Source organism: Citrobacter sp. RHBSTW-00944, assembly GCF_013615435.1.
Lineage (GTDB): Bacteria > Pseudomonadota > Gammaproteobacteria > Enterobacterales > Enterobacteriaceae > Citrobacter > Citrobacter braakii.
Genome location: NZ_CP055418.1, coordinates 3725561 through 3745951, shown reverse-complemented (window position 1 = coordinate 3745951; position 20391 = coordinate 3725561). Strand labels below are relative to the sequence as shown.

General features: G+C 54.3%; 16 protein-coding genes. 2 read left to right on the top strand and 14 right to left on the bottom strand.

Annotation, left to right across the window (positions count from 1 at the left end; all coding sequences use genetic code 11):
• Positions 1-2: 2 nt before the first annotated feature.
• Positions 3-1682, bottom strand: a complete 1680-nt coding sequence (ybaL, locus tag HV334_RS18030) for a YbaL family putative K(+) efflux transporter (protein ID WP_016152087.1) — start codon at positions 1680-1682, stop codon at positions 3-5.
• 223 nt (positions 1683-1905) lie between these two features.
• Positions 1906-3126: a fosmidomycin MFS transporter gene (fsr, locus tag HV334_RS18025; protein ID WP_016155879.1), complete on the bottom strand. Its 1221-nt coding sequence runs from the start codon at positions 3124-3126 to the stop codon at positions 1906-1908.
• A gap of 297 nt (positions 3127-3423) precedes the next feature.
• Between fsr and ushA the strand changes: the two genes are divergently transcribed.
• Positions 3424-5076: a bifunctional UDP-sugar hydrolase/5'-nucleotidase UshA gene (gene ushA, locus HV334_RS18020; protein ID WP_016155880.1), complete on the top strand. Its 1653-nt coding sequence runs from the start codon at positions 3424-3426 to the stop codon at positions 5074-5076.
• Between the two features lie 181 nt (positions 5077-5257).
• Here ushA and ybaK read toward each other — a convergent pair whose 3' ends face one another.
• From ybaK to HV334_RS17970, 10 genes are all read right to left on the bottom strand, one after another.
• Complete coding sequence (ybaK, locus tag HV334_RS18015) at positions 5258-5737, bottom strand: Cys-tRNA(Pro)/Cys-tRNA(Cys) deacylase YbaK (RefSeq protein WP_016152092.1); 480 nt, start codon at positions 5735-5737, stop codon at positions 5258-5260.
• 200 nt (positions 5738-5937) lie between these two features.
• On the bottom strand, positions 5938-6732 hold the full coding sequence (locus HV334_RS18010) for a TraB/GumN family protein (protein ID WP_049282508.1): 795 nt from the start codon (positions 6730-6732) through the stop codon (positions 5938-5940).
• A gap of 203 nt (positions 6733-6935) precedes the next feature.
• Complete coding sequence (gene copA / locus HV334_RS18005) at positions 6936-9437, bottom strand: copper-exporting P-type ATPase CopA (protein WP_016155883.1); 2502 nt, start codon at positions 9435-9437, stop codon at positions 6936-6938.
• A gap of 147 nt (positions 9438-9584) precedes the next feature.
• Positions 9585-10355 (bottom strand): heme ABC transporter ATP-binding protein, encoded by a 771-nt coding sequence (locus HV334_RS18000; protein WP_181220736.1) that lies wholly within the window; start codon positions 10353-10355, stop codon positions 9585-9587.
• The gene (locus tag HV334_RS17995; protein WP_219916538.1) at positions 10352-11344 is read right to left on the bottom strand and encodes an iron ABC transporter permease; all 993 of its coding nucleotides are present in this window, start codon (positions 11342-11344) and stop codon (positions 10352-10354) included. Before HV334_RS17995 ends, HV334_RS18000 begins: the two co-directional genes overlap by 4 nt.
• 51 nt (positions 11345-11395) lie before the next feature.
• Positions 11396-12019 carry an anaerobilin reductase gene (gene chuY, locus HV334_RS17990; protein WP_016152097.1) on the bottom strand — a complete coding sequence of 208 codons (624 nt, stop codon included), beginning with the start codon at positions 12017-12019 and terminating at the stop codon, positions 11396-11398.
• A complete protein-coding gene (gene hutX / locus HV334_RS17985; RefSeq protein WP_016155886.1) occupies positions 12019-12513 on the bottom strand; it encodes a heme utilization cystosolic carrier protein HutX in 495 nt (164 codons plus the stop codon). The genes chuY and hutX overlap by 1 nt, the downstream gene beginning before the upstream one ends.
• 3 nt (positions 12514-12516) lie before the next feature.
• Positions 12517-13863: a heme anaerobic degradation radical SAM methyltransferase ChuW/HutW gene (gene hutW / locus HV334_RS17980; protein WP_181220734.1), complete on the bottom strand. Its 1347-nt coding sequence runs from the start codon at positions 13861-13863 to the stop codon at positions 12517-12519.
• An 18-nt stretch (positions 13864-13881) separates the two neighbouring features.
• On the bottom strand, positions 13882-14706 hold the full coding sequence (locus HV334_RS17975; protein ID WP_016155888.1) for an ABC transporter substrate-binding protein: 825 nt from the start codon (positions 14704-14706) through the stop codon (positions 13882-13884).
• A 2-nt stretch (positions 14707-14708) separates the two neighbouring features.
• Complete coding sequence (locus HV334_RS17970) at positions 14709-16853, bottom strand: TonB-dependent receptor (protein WP_181220733.1); 2145 nt, start codon at positions 16851-16853, stop codon at positions 14709-14711.
• A 289-nt stretch (positions 16854-17142) separates the two neighbouring features.
• Here HV334_RS17970 and cueR point away from each other — a divergent pair, with 289 nt between their 5' ends.
• A complete protein-coding gene (gene cueR / locus HV334_RS17965) occupies positions 17143-17553 on the top strand; it encodes a Cu(I)-responsive transcriptional regulator (RefSeq protein ID WP_029139441.1) in 411 nt (136 codons plus the stop codon).
• Here cueR and HV334_RS17960 read toward each other — a convergent pair.
• Both HV334_RS17960 and HV334_RS17955 read right to left on the bottom strand, forming a co-directional pair.
• The gene (locus HV334_RS17960; protein ID WP_103928981.1) at positions 17550-18266 is read right to left on the bottom strand and encodes a DUF3142 domain-containing protein; all 717 of its coding nucleotides are present in this window, start codon (positions 18264-18266) and stop codon (positions 17550-17552) included. The genes cueR and HV334_RS17960 overlap by 4 nt on opposite strands.
• Entirely contained in the window at positions 18236-20380 is a 2145-nt protein-coding gene (locus tag HV334_RS17955) for a hypothetical protein (protein WP_181220732.1), read from the bottom strand. The genes HV334_RS17960 and HV334_RS17955 overlap by 31 nt, the downstream gene beginning before the upstream one ends.
• Between the last annotated feature and the right edge of the window lie 11 nt (positions 20381-20391).

The window sequence follows — 20391 nt, the reverse complement described above, 5'->3', positions numbered from 1 at the left end:
CATCAGCCTGTAACGACCACCTCACCAGCAGGCGGCGTTTCAATCAGTTCCAGCATGGTACGGGCGATTTCACGCTCACCCATGACGACCTGATTGGCGCCGCGTTCGGTAATGTATTCCACCTCGTCGTCATAATGCGCGCGGGCGATAATCTCAATCGACGGGCACTTCTCGCGTGCTGAAGCGACAATTTCACCCGCTTCATAGCCATTGGGAATAGTCAGCAGCAGCCAGCGTGCGCAATCCAGATGCGCCAGATTCATAATTTCTTCGTTGGCGGCATTTCCTAGCACCGCGCGGATCCCGCGCTCGCGCAGTTCATCCACTCGGGTGCGTGAGGTTTCGATAACTACCAGCGGGATCCCCGCAGCCATCAATTTCTCGCCCAGCAGGCTACCGACGCGACCAAAGCCAACCAGCAGGGCGTGATTGCAGATATCCACCGGAATTTGCTTCTCTTCTTCAATAGCCTCTTCCAACGTCTGTTCTTCCAGCGTTTCTGTTTTGGCGAGATATTTTTCTAACACCGCGAACAGCACCGGGTTAAGCATGATGGACAGGATCGCCCCCGCCAGCACCAGATTCTGTCCGGCCTGCGGCAGCAGGTTTAACGCCATGCCCAGACCCGCCAGGATAAAGGCAAATTCACCAATCTGCGCCAGGCTGGTGGCAATGGTGAGCGCTGTGCGTTGGGAGTGACCAAACAGGCGCACCAGGAAATAGGCGGCAAGGGATTTACCAAAGATGATAATCGCCAGCGTGCCCAGCACCGCCAGCGGCTGCTGAATCAGAATCATGGGATCAAAGAGCATCCCGACGGAAACGAAGAACAGTACGGCGAACGCATCGCGCAGCGGCAGAGTGTCATGCGCCGCACGGTGACTCAGTTCAGATTCGTTCAGCACCATGCCGGCGAAGAATGCCCCCAGTGCAAAGGAGACATCGAACAGCTCCACTGCGCCAAATGCGATACCTAATGCGAGGGCGAGGACTGACAGGGTAAACAGTTCGCGTGAGCCGGTTGCGGCGCTGCGGGCCATAATCCACGGCACCAGGCGACGACCAACCAGCATCATAATTGCGATAAACGCCACCACCTTACCGATGGTAATGCCCATATCTACGGCCAGCGAGGCAAAGCCGACATCTTCTTTTTCCAGCATTCCAGCGACGGCTGGCAGGAGAACCAGCGTCAGCACCATCATCAGGTCTTCGACAATCAGCCAGCCAATGGCGATTTGCCCGCGCTGACTGTCAATGAGCTGCCTTTCTTCAAGCGCACGCAATAGCACCACGGTACTGGCGGTTGAAAGACACAGACCAAACACGATCCCTACCATCAGCGACCAGCCCATCACCGCTGAAAGCGCCATGCCCAGCAGCGTTGCCACCGCTATCTGGGCAATCGCGCCGGGAATGGCGATAGACTTTACCGCCATCAAATCCTTCAGCGAAAAGTGCAGCCCCACGCCGAACATCAGCAGGATTACGCCAAGCTCGGCCAGTTCAGGCGCTAGCTTGGTATCAGCAACAAAACCAGGTGTAAATGGACCGGCCAGAACGCCCGCTAACAGATATCCCACCAGAGGAGAAATACGTAGTTTATTGGCAATCATGCCTAATATAAAAGCGAGCACAAGGCCGCCGACAATGGTGGTGATAAGCGGGGTGGCGTGATGCATTCCGTCTCCTTTGGTTGCTGTGATAATCCTGAAAACTCAAACGACGAGTAATAGTTTATGACAATTTTGATGTTTTTGTTTGTGAATAATTATTGAATTTTGATGAAAATAGGATTTTAGACGTAAAAAAGCACGGATCGGAAAAGTACAGCGGTATGTGAGAGGCAAAGGCTGATGGCTACTGTAAGTCAGACGGCCAAAATTACTTTTGGCCGTCAGAAAATCAGGCTTTATGTCGGTTATCAGGTAAGAATATGGTCAGTATCCCCAGTAGTGGCAGGAAAGCACATATTTTGTAGACCAAATCGATGCTGGTATGGTCGGCAATCAGCCCTAACACCGCGGCTCCCAAGCCGCCCATGCCGAAGGCAAAACCGAAAAATAGCCCAGAAACCATGCCGATACGGCCAGGAAGCAGCTCCTGCGCGTAGACCAGAATGGCAGAAAACGCCGATGCGAGGATAAAACCAATGATCACGGTTAAAATCCCGGTCCATTCCAGCGTTGCGTAGGGTAAAAAGAGGGTAAAGGGTGCTACGCCGAGGATAGAGCCCCAAATAACATATTTTCTGCCAATTTTATCGCCCAATGGTCCACCAATCACCGTCCCGGCTGCGACGGCAAACAGGAAGGCAAACAGGTGAAACTGGGCATTTTGTACCGATAATCCGAATTTTTGCATCAGATAAAAGGTGTAATAGCTGCTGATGCTCGCCATATAGAAGTATTTGGAGAAAATCAGCACCAGCAGGATGCTTACCGCCAGTACCACTTTATTCCGTGGTAACGGATTCACGATGGCGACTTTCGGTTTTCCTTTACTCATCCGGTGCTGCGCGGCATACCAACGGCTGATTTGCGCCAGAACGACAATCGCTAATAACGCAGCCAGCACAAACCAGGCCACATTACCCTTACCATATGGCGCGATGATGACAGCCGCCAGTAACGGTCCCAGAGAGCTACCGAAGTTGCCGCCAACCTGGAAAATTGACTGGGCAAGACCGTGACGACCGCCGGAGGCCATTCGCGCCACGCGGGATGATTCCGGGTGAAATACCGAAGAGCCGGTACCAACCAGCGCTGCGGCGAGCAGGACCATATGGAAACTGCCGGCCATGGCCAGCAAAACAAGCCCACTCAGCGTGAAGCACATCCCAATGGGCAGCGACCACGGCATCGGGTATTTATCCGTCCAGTAACCCACAACCGGTTGCAGCAGTGAGGAAGCAAGCTGGAAGGTCAGGGTAATCATCCCTATCTGCATAAACGTCAGCGAGAACTCTGACTGCAATAGCGGATAAATCGCCAGGATCAGCGACTGGATCATATCGTTTAGCAGATGGGAGAGGCTGATTGCCCCTAAAATGCCAAATGAGGTGCGTGCTTTAGCAACCGACGCTGACGCGCCAGCCACTGGCTGGGTTGGTTCACTTATTGCCATAGAAAGTCACTTCTGTTTGGGTTGCGATTATGAGGGTAATCTAATTTGTTATTATTACCTGACTAACATACCTGCGGAAGGTGTTTGAAGGAAGTCTCATTTCTGAAAACATTTTCGGCTATTATTTTCAGTAGCTGTAATTTTATGCCCGAACTAATTCGACTTACAGGTAGGCGGCAAACGCGAGAGTCCCAGGAGCTTACTGCATAAGCGACAGGGGGAAGTGAGCGCAGCCAACGCACATGTAATTTGAAGGATAACGGGTATGGCGGTTGATATTGAGTCAGGGAGTGAAATATGAAGTTTTTAAAACGGGGCGTGGCGCTGGCGTTATTAGCCGCATTTGCGCTGGCAGGTCAACCTGCACAGGCGTACGAAAAAGATAAAACCTACAAAATTACCATTCTGCATACCAACGATCATCACGGTCACTTCTGGCGTAGCGAATACGGTGAATACGGGCTGGCGGCACAAAAAACGCTGGTGGACGGTATTCGTAAAGAGGTGGCTGAGGAAGGAGGCAGTGTACTGCTGCTTTCCGGTGGCGACATTAATACCGGCGTACCGGAGTCCGATCTGCAGGATGCGGAACCTGATTTTCGCGGAATGAACCTGATTGGCTATGATGCGATGGCGGTCGGAAACCACGAGTTTGATAATCCGCTTAGCGTATTGCGCCAGCAGGAAAAATGGTCCAAATTCCCGTTTCTCTCGGCCAATATCTATCAGAAAAGCACCGGTGAGCGTTTGTTTAAGCCGTGGGCCATCTTTAAGCGCCAGGATTTAAAAATTGCCGTACTCGGTTTAACCACTGACGATACGGCGAAAATTGGCAACCCAGAGTTCTTTACCGATATTGAGTTCCGTAAACCTGCTGATGAAGCCAAACTGGTTATCCAGGAACTGAATATGGGGGAAAAGCCGGACATCATTATTGCGACCACCCATATGGGACATTATGACAATGGCAATCACGGCTCGAACGCGCCTGGCGACGTAGAAATGGCGCGCAGCCTGCCGGCGGGATCGCTGGCAATGATTGTGGGTGGTCACTCGCAGGATCCGGTATGTATGGCCGCGGAAAACAAGAAGCAGGTTGATTACGTACCGGGTACGCCGTGTGCGCCAGACAAGCAAAACGGGATCTGGATTGTGCAGGCGCATGAGTGGGGGAAATACGTGGGGCGGGCGGACTTTGAGTTCCGCAATGGCGAAATGAAAATGGTTAACTACCAGCTCATCCCCGTCAACCTGAAGAAAAAAGTGACCTGGGACAACGGTAAAAGTGAGCGCGTACTCTACACCCCGGAAATTGCAGAAAATCAGCAAATGCTTTCTCTGCTGACGCCATTCCAGAATAAAGGCAAAGCGCAGCTCGACGTGAAAATTGGTAGCGTCAATGCGCGCCTCGAAGGCGACCGTAGCAAAGTCCGTTTCGTACAGACCAACATGGGGCATTTACTGCTGGCTGCGCAAATGGCGCGAACCAGCGCTGATTTTGGCGTGATGAGCGGCGGCGGTATCCGTGACTCCATCGAAGGCGGTGATATCACCTATAAGAGCGTGCTGAAAGTGCAGCCGTTCGGTAACATCGTGGTGTACGCCGACATGAGCGGGAAAGAGGTGATTGACTATCTGACCGCCGTGGCACAAATGAAGCCGGATTCCGGGGCTTATCCGCAGTTTGCCAACGTCAGCTTCGTGGCGAAAGACGGCAAGCTTAACGATTTGAAAATTAAAGGCGAACCCGTTGATCCAGCCAAAACCTATCGCATGGCAACGCTGAGCTTCAATGCCACCGGCGGCGATGGCTATCCGCGAATTGATAACAAGCCTGGCTATGTGAATACCGGGTTTATTGATGCGGAAGTGCTGAAAGAGTACGTACAGAAGAACTCACCTCTCGATGCTGGTGCGTATGAGCCGAAGGGCGAGGTAAGCTGGCAGTAACAGGGCAATTTGGGGCATCATTTTATCCGCTCCTCCGGGCCGCCCTTCATGGCGGCCCAATAATCCTACTTATTACCTCTATGCTCCGGTTCCTGCGCGCTGGCCGAACCCAAACTGTCTTCACCAATCACACCCTGTAATCGCAGTAGGCGCAATCGCCGTATCACCGGGCAAAAGACAATTAATCACGGCGTGCGATATCGGCGAATTTCGCATCCAGAATTTTCGCCAAATCGCCTGCTGCCAGTTCAATATCCAGCCCGCGTTTGCCGCCGGACACATAAATGGTGTCAAACGTCTGGGCGGGAGCGTCGATGAGCGTCGGCAATCTTTTTTTCTGCCCCAGCGGACTGATGCCGCCTACCAGATACCCGGTGGTTCGCTGCGCGATCATCGGATCGGCCATATCGACCTTTTTGGCTCCCAACGCCCTGGCGACTTTTTTGAGATCCAGTTGACCGGCTACCGGCGTAACGGCAACCGCCAGGTGCTTCATATCGCCATTCACGGCAACCAGTAGCGTTTTGTAGACCTGGTCCGCATTCAGACCTAACTTGCGTACCACTTCGTCACCAAAGTTCGTCTCGGACGGATCGTGATCGTAGGTGTGGATCTGGAAAGAAATTTTGTTTTTTTCGAGTAATTTAACGGCGGGTGTCATAGCAATTTTCCTGGCCCAGACAAAATACGACACAAGCATACGCCTGATGTCTGTCTAAAAAATAGTACCATCTTGCGCAATAGTGTTGGCAGGATGATGACTTTGAGCGACAATCGAACTACACCGATGCTTTAAGCGTCGGGATCATAATAATGATGAAATTCCTCTTTGACGGGCCAATAGCAATATTGGCCATTTTTTTACCGTAACATCTCCGGCAAATTTCCTTCTCCATACAAATGCAGCGCACCAACGGCCACGACATAGTGCCCGGCAGGCATCGCCCTGAGTCGATCGCGCCAGGCCGCATTACGCTGATGCATCAAAACGTCATACAGCGACTGGCTAAAAGTATTGGGTAGAGTGAGTTCGCTATTGCGTGGCGGCGTTTTAAGCCACCAGCCCATCATCTGTTGTAGCAGTCTGGCATTGGTATGCCAGTGCGTCAGGGTATCGTCCAGCAGAGCCAGTCCGTTATCGGGTAACTGACACAACAGCTCGATTTGGCTGGATGCGCCTTCCAGCTCGATTATGGGTTTATGCACCTTTTTTGCCGCATTCAGTAGTTGGTAATCAATGCCGTATTCTGCCCGCAACCCCAACTGCTGCGCCTGCGTTGCCTGCAAGACCATGGCGATTTGCCACAGCGGCTGGGTAGACAGCAGGGAAGGGGAAATACCCAGCTCGTCGGTGACTTTGTGCAGATTATCTAACAGCTCTGGGCTGATGCGCTCTTCCAGTGCGGCAAAGGTCGGAAGGTTGGCAAACGGCGCGTCGTCGCCGGAAACATCGGCTTCGACAATGAGCGCATCGGCACGCTGGAGCTTTTTGAGTAATTTGGCAGGCAGAGGCGCCATATCGCGGCTGCCCATGTGAATACTGCCAATCAGGTGAAAATGGCGGTTACCGGGCAAGGAGATGTCGATGGCAGGCCAGGTATAGTGGTTGCCGCGTAGCGCGGTGAAAAATGATTTTACCCGGTACAACAGATCCATACGGCCTCCCTAAGTAGACTTCCATGCTAGCGCGTGGTCCTGGAAGGTGCAAATACACTTCATCATTCCCTCAGCCTCTTTATTGGCAGCGAGCAAAAAACCCCAGTCACATAGTTGGCTATGCTCCTGGGGTTTTTATACTTGCCGCCTTAATGCAACGCGAATGATTTGGGGCTCCGTTCAGAGCGGCATCCGGTAAAGGCTTACTCTTTAGGTTTGAAGCGCAGCAGTCGGTTAGCGTTGCTCACCACGGTAATGGAGGAGAGCGCCATCGCCGCCCCGGCAACTACCGGGTTGAGCAGTGTTCCGGTGAACGGCCACAAAATCCCGGCGGCAACGGGGATACCGATGCTGTTATAGATAAACGCGCCGAGCAGGTTCTGCTTCATATTGCGCAGCGTTGCCCGGGAGATAGACAGCGCATCTGCAACGCCCATCAGGCTATGGCGCATCAGCGTAATCGCGGCGGTTTCAATCGCCACATCGCTGCCGCCACCCATGGCAATCCCTACATCAGCCTGAGCCAGCGCAGGCGCATCGTTGATACCGTCACCGACCATGGCAACCTGACGCCCCTGGCTCTGCAGACGTTTAATCGCCTCGGCTTTACCGTCCGGCAGAACGCCAGCAATCACCTCATCAATACCCGCCTCTTTGGCAATGGCGTTGGCGGTCGTTGGGTTGTCGCCGGTGAGCATCACCAGACGATACCCGGCGCGGTGCAGACGCTGGAGCGCTGCCACGCTGTCGCTACGCAGAGGATCACGTACCGCTAACAGCGCTGCCGCTTTACCGTCAATCGCTAACAGTACCGGAGTTGAGCCTTGGGAAGCCTGAGCGGTGATTTCAGCCTCCATTTCAGTGGTATCTACCTGCTGTTCATTGAGCAGCGCCTGGTTTCCCAGCAGCAGCGAATGACCTTCCGTTTCGCCACTGACGCCTAAACCGCGCAGCGTACGGAAACCGTTGACCTGCGGCAGCGTGACATCACCTGCTTTGTCCAGAATCGCCCTGGCTAACGGGTGGCTGGAACCCTGTTCAAGGGCCGCTGCCAGACGAATTGCCAGCGCTTCGTCGGTATTGCCAAACGTTTTGATGGCGACAACCTGTGGTTTGCCTTCAGTTAGCGTCCCGGTTTTATCAAACACGATGGTATCGAGCGTGCTGGCGCGCTGCAGCGCATCGGCATCACGTACCAGCACCCCAAATTCAGCGGCGCGCCCGACGCCGGAAATAATCGACATCGGCGTTGCCAGACCCAGCGCACAAGGGCAGGCAATAATCAGGACGGTGGTGGCGATTACCAGCGTATAGACAATCTGCGGCGCCGGTCCAAAGAAATACCAGATAGCCGCACTGACTAGCGCAATGGCGACCACGACCGGAACGAACACCGAGGAGATGCGGTCGGCCAGTTTGCCAATTTCCGGTTTGCTGCTTTGCGCCTGGCGCACCATACGAATAATGCGCGACAGCGTGGTGTGACTGCCAACAGCGCTGGCGCGGAACAGCACGCTACCGTCCTGTACGACCGTACCGGCGTGGACGCTATCGCCTGCGCCTTTTTGCTGTGGAATCGGCTCCCCGGTCAGCATGGCCTCATCCAGCCAGGCTTCACCCTGAGTGATTTCGCCATCAACCGGAACGCGGTCGCCAGTGGTCAGACGCAGCAACATTCCAGCCTGCACCTCTGCCAGCGGCACGTTCTTTTCACCTTCGTCAGTGACGACCCGTGCGGTCGGCGGTGTCAGATCGAGCAGTTTTTCCAGTGCTTTAGACGAGCGTTGGCGAGCCCGCGCTTCCAGCATGTGTCCGAGGTTAATCAGACCGATAATCATGGCACTGGCTTCATAATAGAGGTGTCGCGCTTCCATCGGGAACCATTGCGGCCAGAGGTTGACGCTCATGGAATAGAGCCATGCCACCCCCGTACCCAGCGCCACCAGCGTATCCATGGTCGCGGTGCCGTTCATCAGGCTTTTCCACGCATTGCGGTAAAAGTGACCGCCCGCGAAAACCATCACGGCAAGCGTTGCCAGACCAATCATCAGCCACAGGCTGCGGTTGTCGTCGCTCACCATCATGTTGTCGCCAATCATGCCCCATACCATGACCGGGATACCCAGGAGCAGCGCGACGGCTGCCTGCCAGCGAAAACGTTTCATGGTTGCCACGGCGGTTTCTTGCTGACGCTCGCGACGCTTAGCATCATCTTCAATCGCTTCTGCGCCGTAGCCCGCTTTTTCAACCGCCTGTACTAAATCTGCGGCGGAGGCACTGCCCATTACCAGCGCAGTGCGTTCCGCCAGGTTTACCCGTGCCTGCGTGACGCCCGGTACACTTTGCAATGCATTTTGTACGCGGGTCACACAACTGGCGCAGCTCATGCCGTTTAACAGCAACTGTTGGCTGTCATCATCAGCCGTAGCTGCCGGAAGCTCGGAAGGGACCGCTGCCAGTGCTTCCGACGGGATTGATGACTCCGTCAGCGGTTTAGCCTTTGGGTGGCTTAACTCCGCGCCGTAACCGGCTTGTTTGATAGTTTCAATCAGCGCTTCTGCGCTGGCGCTCCCGGTAACATGCGCTTCTGTCACGGTGACATCCGCTTGCTCAACGTCCGGACGTTGTTCCAGGCTTTCTTTAACGCGTTTTACGCAGTGACCACAGGACAGGCCGTCCAGGGTTAGATCGATTGTTTGAGACATAACCAACTCCTTTTTTGCAGGATTAACTGACTGTGATAAAGGTTAAACCTTCCATCAAGGGGAAGGTCAAGGGCGTTTTTAGAAAAGGTGAAAAAAGGGTGTAAAGGGAGAAAAAACGGGAACGCCACGTCAGGGGTTCCCGGTCTGTTATTGATTGAGGACGATAATTGGCGTTCGATGCTCCGGTTCATTTATGACCGTGAGATCGGCACCGTACAGCGCGTTCAGCGACCGTTGCTTCAGGACATCCTGCGGATATCCGTTATCAACTATTCTGCCGCGTTCCATCAATACCACACGGTCGGCATAGCGCGCCGCGAGGTTGAGATCGTGCAGGACGCAGCAGACGTTAAACTGCCGTTCACGCACCAGACGACGTAGCAGACGAAAAAGGTGCTGCTGGTGGTGAATATCCAGCGCGGAGGTGGGTTCATCAAGAAACAACCATTTCGGCTCAGGCTCGGGCTCCCAAAGCTGAACCAGCAGGCGCGCGAGCTGTACCCGCTGTTGTTCTCCTCCCGAGAGATGCCTGTAATCGCGTGCGGCCAGCGTCTGGCAATCACACAATGCCATGATGTGCTCCGTTTCATCGCCCGTGTTGCGCGTACGATACGGATGTCTGCCCATGCGAATGACCTCCTGAACGCTAAACGGGAAGGCCATATGACTATTCTGGCGCATCACGGCACGGTTTTTTGCCAGCTCGGTGATTGACCACTTGTCCAGCGGCTTGCCAAACATGCTACAACGCCCACTGTGGGGCTGCAGATATCCCGTAAGCTGGCGTAGCAGCGTCGATTTCCCGGCTCCGTTCGGGCCAAGAATCGCGATGATCTCTCCATCAGGTAGCGTCAGGGAAACGTCGTCGGTCAGTCGTCTTCCCTGAATGTGGTAGACCAGATTTTCAGCGACGATCATGACACCCTCCGGCTACGCAGTATTAACCACAGGAAATACGGTCCACCGATCAGGCTGGTTAACAGGCCAACGGGCATTTCGGCTGGCTGAACAAGTGTGCGGGCCAACGTGTCGGCAATCAGGAGTAAACAGGCACCGGCCAGCGTAGAGCAGGGAATCAACCAGCGATGATCGGCGCCGGTCGTCATTCTGATCAGATGTGGGATCACCAGGCCAATAAAACCAATTACGCCGCTGACGGAAACCGCAGCGCCAACCAGGAGCGAACTGAGCAACAGTAACTGCTGACGCTTACGTTTGACGTTTACGCCGAGGTAATGCGCCTCTTCATCACCCAACTGCAGTAAATTAAGTGTTCCCGCCATGCAGATGGTTACAACAATGGCTGGAAGAACAAACGTGCTGGCAACCAACAGCGTTGGCCACTGGGCTTGGCCGAAATTTCCCATCATCCACAATGTAAGTTGACGTAGCTGCTGCTCGTCGCCCACATAGCTCAGTACGCCAATAGCCGAACCGCACAGGGCATTGATAGCGATACCGGCTAACAGCAGTTGCATCATTCCACCGTGGTTATGACGCTGGCTTATCAGGAAAATAATCGTGCAGACCACCATGCTGCCTGCGACGGCAAAAATCATCTGCTCATACAGCACCAGCACTACGGGGAACGAAAATGGGATAACTATCGCGATGCCGACCATCAGCGCGGAGCCGCTGCTGACGCCAAGCAGGCCAGGATCGGCCATCGGATTGCGAAAAAGTCCCTGCATGATGACCCCTGCCGTCGCCAGCGCAGCACCGACCAAAACGGCCAGCAGTACGCGAGGCAGGCGGATGTTTAACCAGATATCACGATATTCGTCGTTGAACAGAGCGCTGAAGCTAATGTTTAGCGCCCCCTGGCTGGCACCGAAGAGCATCAGAGCAACCAGCAAAAGAGAAAGACCCGTCAGGATGCTGACGGAAGAAAGCGAGTCCTTAAGCACGTAACGCTCCATAACGTCTTTGCGGCGCGGAGTTCCCGCGCCGTGAGGGGTTTACGCGGGTTTCAGTCCCGGCTCAACCAAACTGTAAATCTGGTTATTGAGTGCCGGCGCAGTGGCCAGTTCGTGAATATGCTTCGCAACATCTGCACGCATTACAAAGCCGTGACACTCCTGAGCCTGTATTCGTTGCGCCTGGCCGGTGGCTGCACCGTTCAGCAAACCGCCGGGGCGGAGAATGGCGTAGTCCAGTCGACTGGTTTGTAGCCAGCTTTCAGCCAGCGATTTTTCCCGTACAGCCTGACCAAATGCGGCCTTTGCGCGTGAAGAAAGAAAAGGCCAACTGTCACCGCAGCCGAGTGAGGTCACCAGAATCATGCGCTTGATCTCCGCTTTTTCTGCTTCATCAATGACGGTTCTGTGCGCCAGATAATCCTGGGCGCCGCCCATGGAGGAGATCACCGTGGCATGTTGACCCGCTGCGCGACAGGCACAGGCGGTGACCTGACTATCGCAGGCGTCGCCGATGAAGACCTGCACACCTTTTTCCTGCAACCCTGCAGCGACCTGTGCGTTGCGAACGACGGCAATCACCGGACGTTGTTCCGCCAGTGCGAGTTCAAGCGTTTTCGCACCGACGCCGCTACCACCCGCACCAAAAATGAGCCATGGAGCCATCAGGCATGTTCCTTTAAAGATGAAGACAACGCGTGAAAGGCGCTGACCTGTTCGGCCAGTAACTGTCGATGCTCATCCCGCCCGAGGAAAATTTTGAACATCGCGCTACCCGCCTGGTTAAAGAAGAGAATGGACGCGGTGTCCATTCCCATAAATTTGCGTTCAATCAGGGCAATATGCGTACAGTTTTCTGCCTTGATATGACCGGTCATGCCTTTTTTGCCGCGCAGGTTGAAGTAGCCATGACGGTGGAATCCGGAGGGTAATTCACCGGTGAATTCCAGAATGACATCAGCAGTATGGACCAGGGTGGTGACTTTGCCCCATTCGCTGACGGTTTCCCAGACGGTATCAAATTGATCGCCGGAAACCAGCGTCGGGGAGGGGAGGTTTTTCACCACCTCCAGCAGCGTGGTGTTGTACTGGGCAGCGATAGCTTCCAGCGTACCGTCCGGTTCAGTTTTCAAAAAATCCTGTAAAGAGACATGGCTCATAATTCACTCCTGGTATGGTTGTTCTACCGCAATGCGCGGCGCGTTAAGTGCCTGAATAAGTTCATCAAGAGACTGCAAAATATTGCTTGCCCAAAAACGCCCTTCATTGGTCAGGCGCACACAGGTGCTGGCATCTCGCGTCAGTCCTGCGTGATGCCATTGGGTCAGTAGCGGGGTCAGTTTTTGTGCATGAGGCGTCAGTTCATCCAGCGGAACGCGGGCCGTTTCAATGCCCGCCTGGAGAGTGTGTCGCCACTGGAAACCACGCTCGGCGGTACGCATCATCATCATTAGCGGTTTTTTCCCGGCGGCGATAGATTCATGCCATGTCGTCAGATTGCGCTCGACCATCCAGGAATAGCCATTGACTGATCCCCCGGCGCCTGAGCCGAATGCCAGACAGTCCGCTCCCTGTTTAATCAGCAGGTTGTACAGATTGCGTTCACGCGTGGTACGCGCCCAGTGGCTGTTGCTGATGCAGCGCCAGCCCGCGCTGTCCATGAAATCGCAACCCTGAAGATAGAGATCGCGACGTTCGACGGGAGAGGGAACGGTTGTGCGCCCGGTTTCAACTGCTTTGCCAAGCGGTGTATTGGGGATCAGGTTCAGCGCATAAAGATCTACGCCGTCGAGGCCGATGTCACGGGCAATCGCCAGATCGTCGCCCCACAGTTTTGCATCTTGTCCTGGCAGACCAAACAACAGATCGCATACCACGGCGGCACGATCCCGTTTTACCAGCCCCTGCATAAAGGCAATTGCGGTCGGGCCGTCTGAGGTGCGCGCCATTTTCTTGCGGATCCGGCTGTTAAAAGATTGAATACCGATCGAAAACCGATTGGCGCCAGCGTCAAGGCAGGCATCAATTCGCGCATCGTCAAAATTGAGCACTCGTCCCTCAATGGTAATTTCGCAGTCCGGCGCCAGCGGTAACTTTTCACGCAGCGCGGTGATGATTCTGCCCAGATCCCGTGCTGACAGCGCTGAAGGCGTACCGCCGCCAAAATAGACGGCGTGAATTGGGGCTGACTGATGTAACGCGCTATCGGCTTCCATCTCGATTTCGCGCAACAGCGCGTTGGTGTAGCGGGCGCAGTGATCTTCTTCGAAACGGTTTTGATAAAAACCGCAGAAAGTACAATGCGTTGCACAAAAAGGGATATGCAAGTACACCAGCCGTTTACGCGGCGGGGTAGGCTGGCTGATAACATCCTGCCAGGTTTGTGACAATAGCTCTTTGGCAATCGGGATCGCCCCGCGCCATGGCATTGTGGCGCGGCGATCCTTAAAGGGCTGACTTCCCTCAAGCGCAAAATGCGCGGTGAGATCCAGCGAGTGTTCAGTTTTCATTCTTTTTTATAAATCCAGTTAGTGAGGCCAGAATTGCTGGTGCAGGGCTTCAACCGCATCGGCGACGCGAGGCCCCATACCCAGAATCAGCGCCTGGTCTACCGCCACAATGCGCTGATTTTTCCAGGCCGCAGTGTGGGTAATACCGGCAATCGCGCTCAGACGAGCCAGATCGCCATCCACCATTTGCGACGTCACCACGATCACCTCCGGGTTGGCGGCGATCAGCGACTCCGCGCTGTAACTTTTATACTGCACGTGGGTGGCGACATTTTGTGCGCCCGCAAGGGTCATAATGGCATCGGCAACGCTGCCCTTGCCGGCGACCTGCGGCGCGCTGCCGCCAGCGGAGAGAATGAACATGGCTTTGACCGGCGCATTTTTCGCCGCCACGCTGTGCTGAACACGATCCAGACGTTGATGCAGGCGATTGACCAGCGCTTCACCTTGTTCAGGAATGCGCAGCGTTTGAGCCAGCTCCCGAATGTTGGCGTACATCTGCTCGACGGTGGCCGGTACGCGCGGCAATGTAACGACGTTAACTTTCTGCGCCCGGAGCTGATCCAAAACGATTTGAGGGCCTGCATCCTGCCAGGTGATAAAGCTGTCCGGGTGCAGCGATAAAATGCCCTCGCTGCTTAACTGTTTCCAGTAGCCGATATGCGGGAGTGCGGCAGTTTCAGGTGGGTATGAGGTGGTTTCATCGACGCCAACCACCCGGTTGCCGACGCCCATGGCGTAAATCAGTTCGCTAAGCGAACCACCCGCCACCACCAGGCGGTCAGCGGACTGGGCGCTGAAAACACAGGCGAGGCTCAGTAAGCCAATCATGAGTTTTTTCATCGTCAGAAATTCCACGCAAAGCCAACAGCGGCATTGAAACCAGCGTCTGGGATAGATTCATGCGCGGTTCTGTAACGCTTGTCGGTCAGGTTGTTGAGCGCGAGGTTGACCTGATACTGGTCCTGCGGACCAAACTCGGTGTTGAATGCGAGGTTAAGCGTGGCCCAGCCTGGATAGTTTATTTCCGTGGTGCCGGTATTATCTTTGGCGCGGGACGCCGCGCGAATAAAGACATCGGACGTCACGTTAGCGACATTCATCAACCAGGTATGTTTCAGGCCAACGCGCCCGGTCAGCGTGGGTTCGCCGGTATCCCAGGTTTTTATGGTGTTGCCTTCGTATTGACGGCGAATGAGATTACCGCTCAGGTAGGGGGAAACCGCCCAGCCGTTGTATTCTGCGGTTAATTCCAGGCCCCAGGTTTTGGCACGATCGATGTTGTCGTAGTAGTAATAGCCGCCGCGGGAAGAGGTGGTGTTGCCGTTGCAAACGGGTTGGCCTGAACAGGCTAGACTGGCGATATAGTCTTTGGCTTCGGAGTAATAAATGGCACCGTCAATCAGCCACATATTCCCTTTATACCGCGCGCCTAACTCATAGTTATTTGAGTGTTCCGCCTTCAGGTTTGGGTTGCCGTAGGTAACACTGCCGCCGGCGGATGTCTGCATGAACAACTGAGTAAGCGTGGGGAAGACATAGCCCTGGGCGTATGCAGCCCGGAGTTCAAGATCTTCAAAGCCGGAATAGCGCAGGCTGGTCGAAGTCACCAGTTCATCATCGTGAACGGAATTTCCCCCGGTGGATTGCCAGGTGGTGCCGCTGCTTTGGATGGTTTGCGTATCGTTGCGATTGAGTTTCGAAGACAGCCAGTACTGGCGTGCGCCCACGGTCCACGTCCAGTCATCGGCAAAGCGCCAGTCGTTTTGCGCGAACAGTGAGGTGTTGCTTTGTTCCGCTTCGTTATATGACAGGGTACGGGTTTGCGTATCGAAGAAGCCGGTAGCCGCGGTCTGGCGCGTACTGCCGTCCGTGTCCTGTTTTATTTTGTCATGCTGATACTGAGTGCCAATCACCAGCGTGTTGTTAGCCGGAAGGGAGATATTGCCCTGCAGCGTTACACCCTGGGTATATTGTTTGTCGTTGGTATTGGTTTGATTGCTTACCGTCAGCGCTTTAATCATCGGGCTGGGGATAATCTGGGTCGTTTTGACCCGGTTTTCAAATTTGCGCTCTATTGTCTGGGTGTATGCGTCAAAATGGATGTTCTTCAGGTAATCCCCGTCGGCCGCGTAGTCGTAGAAAAGACCGATTTTCTCGCGTTCCAGCTTAGGAATTTTGACGCTAAAGTCGTCGAACTGACCTTCGGGATCGTCAAACCAGGTTTGAGTGGATAGCTTATAACGGTCGAGTGAGAGTCCAATTTTGTGGCGATCGAGGTTGTAGCCAAGCCACACTCCCTGGCCGTTATTACGGAAGTTGGTGTCGGGCAATCTTCCGTCAGGTGTATCGCGATCCCCCTGGTCGGAATAGCTGCCATTGATACGGTAGTCAAAGTTACCGATGCTTCCCCAGGCTGCCGCTGACTCTTCCCATCCTGCCGTTGCGGAGTTATAAACAGCCTTAACGCTACCACCCAGAGGCTTATCGCCGCCTTTTTTGGTAATAAAGTTCACGACGCCGCCAATTGCCTGCGAACCGTAGAGGACAGAATAAGGGCCTTTGACCACTTCAATACGTTCCAGCGCGGATTCGTCAATCAGTAAACCGGCTCCGTAGTTTTGTCCGGCACGTTGGTAGCTGACGACCTGGCCGTCTATCAAAATCAGCACCCGCGAAGAAGCTTCGCCACGGATACGAATTTGTTTCCGACCTGCGAGAGCGTTATCGGTAACTTCGACGCCGGGGATATCTTGTAAATCATCAGCAAGAGAAACGCTGGTGGAGTTTTGTAGCGTCTGGCGATCGATAACCTGAATGGTTGCCGGGCTATCCCAGAGACTACTTTCTGTGCGGTTAGCCGTAACGATTACCGTATCTTCGTCGGACGTTGAACCGTGTGTTGGAGAGGTCGCTGCAAAAGTAGCGCCGGACATGCATAATGTCAGGGCTGAAAGAATAAATGGCCTTTGGTTAATCCGTGGCAACATAAGAGAACCTTTATTGAATGTAAATGATCATCATTATCATTCGCGTTTGTATATAAAATTGTTTCCCTTTGTTCAAGATGAAAGGTGCAGAACCGATACATCTTTTGATTTGAGTCAATTTTGCGTGGTCAATAAATGCTGAAATGTGATCTGAATCGGATATAACAATGTGAATTAAAAGGATTTGTGCATCGCTGTGATGGTGGAAAATGCGCGGGTTCTTGGGTAAAGGATTACGGCAATGTGGGCTATAATGTGGCTCAGTACCAACAAGATCAGCGGGGGAAATGTGAATATTAGCGATGTTGCGAAAAAAACCGGTTTAACCAGCAAAGCGATACGCTTTTACGAAGAAAAGGGGTTAGTGACGCCGCCGCTGCGTAGCGAAAATGGCTATCGCACATACAACCAACAGCATCTGAATGAGCTTACGCTGTTGCGACAGGCACGACAGGTTGGTTTTAACCTGGAAGAGTGCGGCGAGTTGGTGAACCTGTTTAACGATCCGGCGCGTCACAGCGCAGATGTGAAAAAGCGTACGTTAGAAAAGGTGGCGGATATTGAGCGCCATATCAGCGAGCTGCAGGCTATGCGCTTGCATTTGTTGGCGCTGGCGGAGAGTTGCCCTGGCGATGACAGCGCCGAATGCCCGATTATTGATAATCTCTCCGGCTGCTGCCACCATAAAGCGAAGGCTTAACGGAGTGGCGGATTAAGCATAAACACCACCGTGCCACGGTACCACGGTGATTTCTCAAGCTGCGCTTCAGCCTGCGGATCCCGGCTACCGTTTTGTACCAGCCCCAGCTTAAATGGAATGCGCAGACGACTGAGGGCGGGCAGATACGCCTGATAATTCGTTACCGTGTGACGCCCCTGATAGCTCTGGACCACCAGTTCATCGACCGCCAGCGCGTTCAGCGTGGCAACGTCGCCCGTTTTTGCCCAATCCAGTAGTCCGGTTACGCCAAGTGCAAACTCGGTCGGTAGCCGTTGGCGTAACTGCTGCAGAAAGTGGGCGTAATCGGCAAGCTGATGGGTCGCCGCGTCAAAATCAACCTGCAGGCCGATGACGTGATTCCCGGCCGCCTGCCAGCGTTGCATCAAGCGTATGATGCGCGCCGGAATCTCCTCCGGTACGTCGAGAGTGGTAAAGCGCACGGTCAACCAGATAGAGGGGAAAGTCAGGCGATTAACAGGCAGTCCGAGACGCTGGAACACCACGTTACCTGAACGTACCAGTACCTCGCCCTGATGCAGATAGACCGTTTGTGCGTTTTTCAGCTCGTCACTGGCCTTCACTCCGGACCATAGCCAGAAGGCCGGATGCTCACGGGCGGCGACGATTTCCGCCGCCTGTGCCTGGCCGAGCAGTAGCGCAGTTACCAGTAGTATTTGAGTTTTTGCGCCCACGGACTTCCCGGATACTGCGTTTTCAGTTGGGTGAACCAGCCTTTACGCTGTAGTTTATCCACTTCCTCACCGCCGCACTCGTTAGAGCCTGACGGCGCATAGCACATGATGGCGCGATACAGCGCAAAGCTCTTATCTTCAACCTCTGCTTTTGGCGATGTGATCACCTGCTGGTAGTAGCTTTGCCTGTCGAACTGGCCGAACGGTTTCTTGCGCGAGATTGCTGATTCAAGCACATCGTTGCCGGAACTGTTTTTCCATAAATCAACGTGGGTTTGCGTAGTGCGGAAAAATTCGCCTAAGCAGTTCAGGGCGTGGGCATCATGCGCTTGTTTGCTCAGAACCGTTACCGTTTCATTGAGGCTGCGACAGGTATAACCGCTCTCGGCAGAGTCGCCGTTCCAGTCGAAAATACTCAGATTAACGTCATCAAACGCTTCGCCAATGACCGGCGGCGTAATGGCGCTGGCCAGTTTTCTGTCATTCAGCCAGTCGTCAAAGCGATGCTCAGTAAGATCCCGCACCAGCAGCGTATGCAGGGCGATGGTACGCTCTTCGTTATTAGGACCGTGGACGGCTTGCTGGCGCAGCAGTTCAGGCGTGGCCTGGGTTTTCAGCACCTGCGAGCGAAAGCGCAGGTTAGTTACTGCGCTTTCTGGGGCGAAAATTGCCGCCACGTCGCCGCTATAAACCAGCGTCGCGGCTAGCTTAGCCTGCACATACTGCTGCTGTTCGTTGTCCTGGCTGAGCTTCAGCAATGTCTGCCAGAAATCACGTGCGGTGGTCCATTTCTGCTGGCCCATCAGCGCTTCGCCGTACAGCACCTGTTCGCTGAAGGCCAGCGTATCGTGGGCCGGAAGTTTCTGCGCCGGAGTAACTGCCGAAATAATCGCCGCGTAGTTGCCCGTTGCCAGCCACAGATTCAGCTGCAGATCGCGCCATAGCGGCAGTTTTTGGCTCTGCTCAAACACCGGTTTGCTGGCGTCAAGCTGGGCCTGCGTCAGCGTTGGTTTGTTGTTGTTATTCAGGCGCAACGCGCGCAGCAGTTCGATATAGCTGACAAGCGGCGCATCGGGGAAAGCCTCCACCACGGACTGTTCGTAGAACGCCATGCCGTAGACATTATCGTATTCGATGACGATCTCACGCAGTTGCTGTGCGTCAGCCGATTGCTGAAGCGTCTGCTCATACAACCCCGCCAATTGCGGCCACGCCTGTAAATACCAGTTGATACGACGCAGCATACCGTGCGAGGAAGCGGCGTACAGGCCTTGCGGGTAGTGTTGCAGATAGGCTTGCGCCAGCGTCTGAGCCTGAGAAGCGTCCTCGCGGTTAATTTTTGTGATATCAAAATCGCCGTACTCGCCCACGCTGTTCTGGCTGCTTTTGTTCAACGCCGCACGTATCAGCATGTATTGCGCGGTCTCAGCCAGCCACGGACGATCGCTTTTGGCTAGCTGAGCGAAATCCTGTTCGGCGCTGGCATAATTACCTGCATAAAAACTGGCGGCCGCTGCCAGATAGCTTTTGTAGGACTGAGCTGGAGAATCTGCCGGGAGAGTGGCAAGCGATGACTCAATCTGCTCGCGGGTTGCCCCGGATAACAGTCCTGTACGCGCCTGGGCCAGGGCCTGACGCTGATTTGCCGTTAACGTTGAGTCGGCCAGCAGTGCGGCAAAAAACGCGCTGACGCTCGCGGTATTGTTCGAAACATGACGGTTCTCAAGCTCAGCGTCGTTGACGTTTATTTCGTCTGCGCTAATGTTCAGTTCGGCTGTCTGTCGGGACAGGGGGCTGTCTTCGGCAGATACCTGCGCTGCGGCTGGCTGCGGGGCAATGTCATCCCACTGCGGATGATACGCAAAATAGAAATCGCGGGAGCGGGTGATGTCCGCCGGCATCGACTGCACCGGCAGAGCAAATGATTTCTCCTGGCTCAGCAGCCGCAGCAGGTTATCACGACTGTCGTTTTCCGGATTGAAGGTGGGCGTGCCTTTCAGCAGGCAACTGTCGTCGCTCCATTTGCAGTCTTCCATATCGAAAGAGGCGAATACCTGCGGGGCGGCGACCAATAATGAGCAAAGGGCAAAGGTAAGGGATGTCTTCCTGACCATAGTCTTATTTC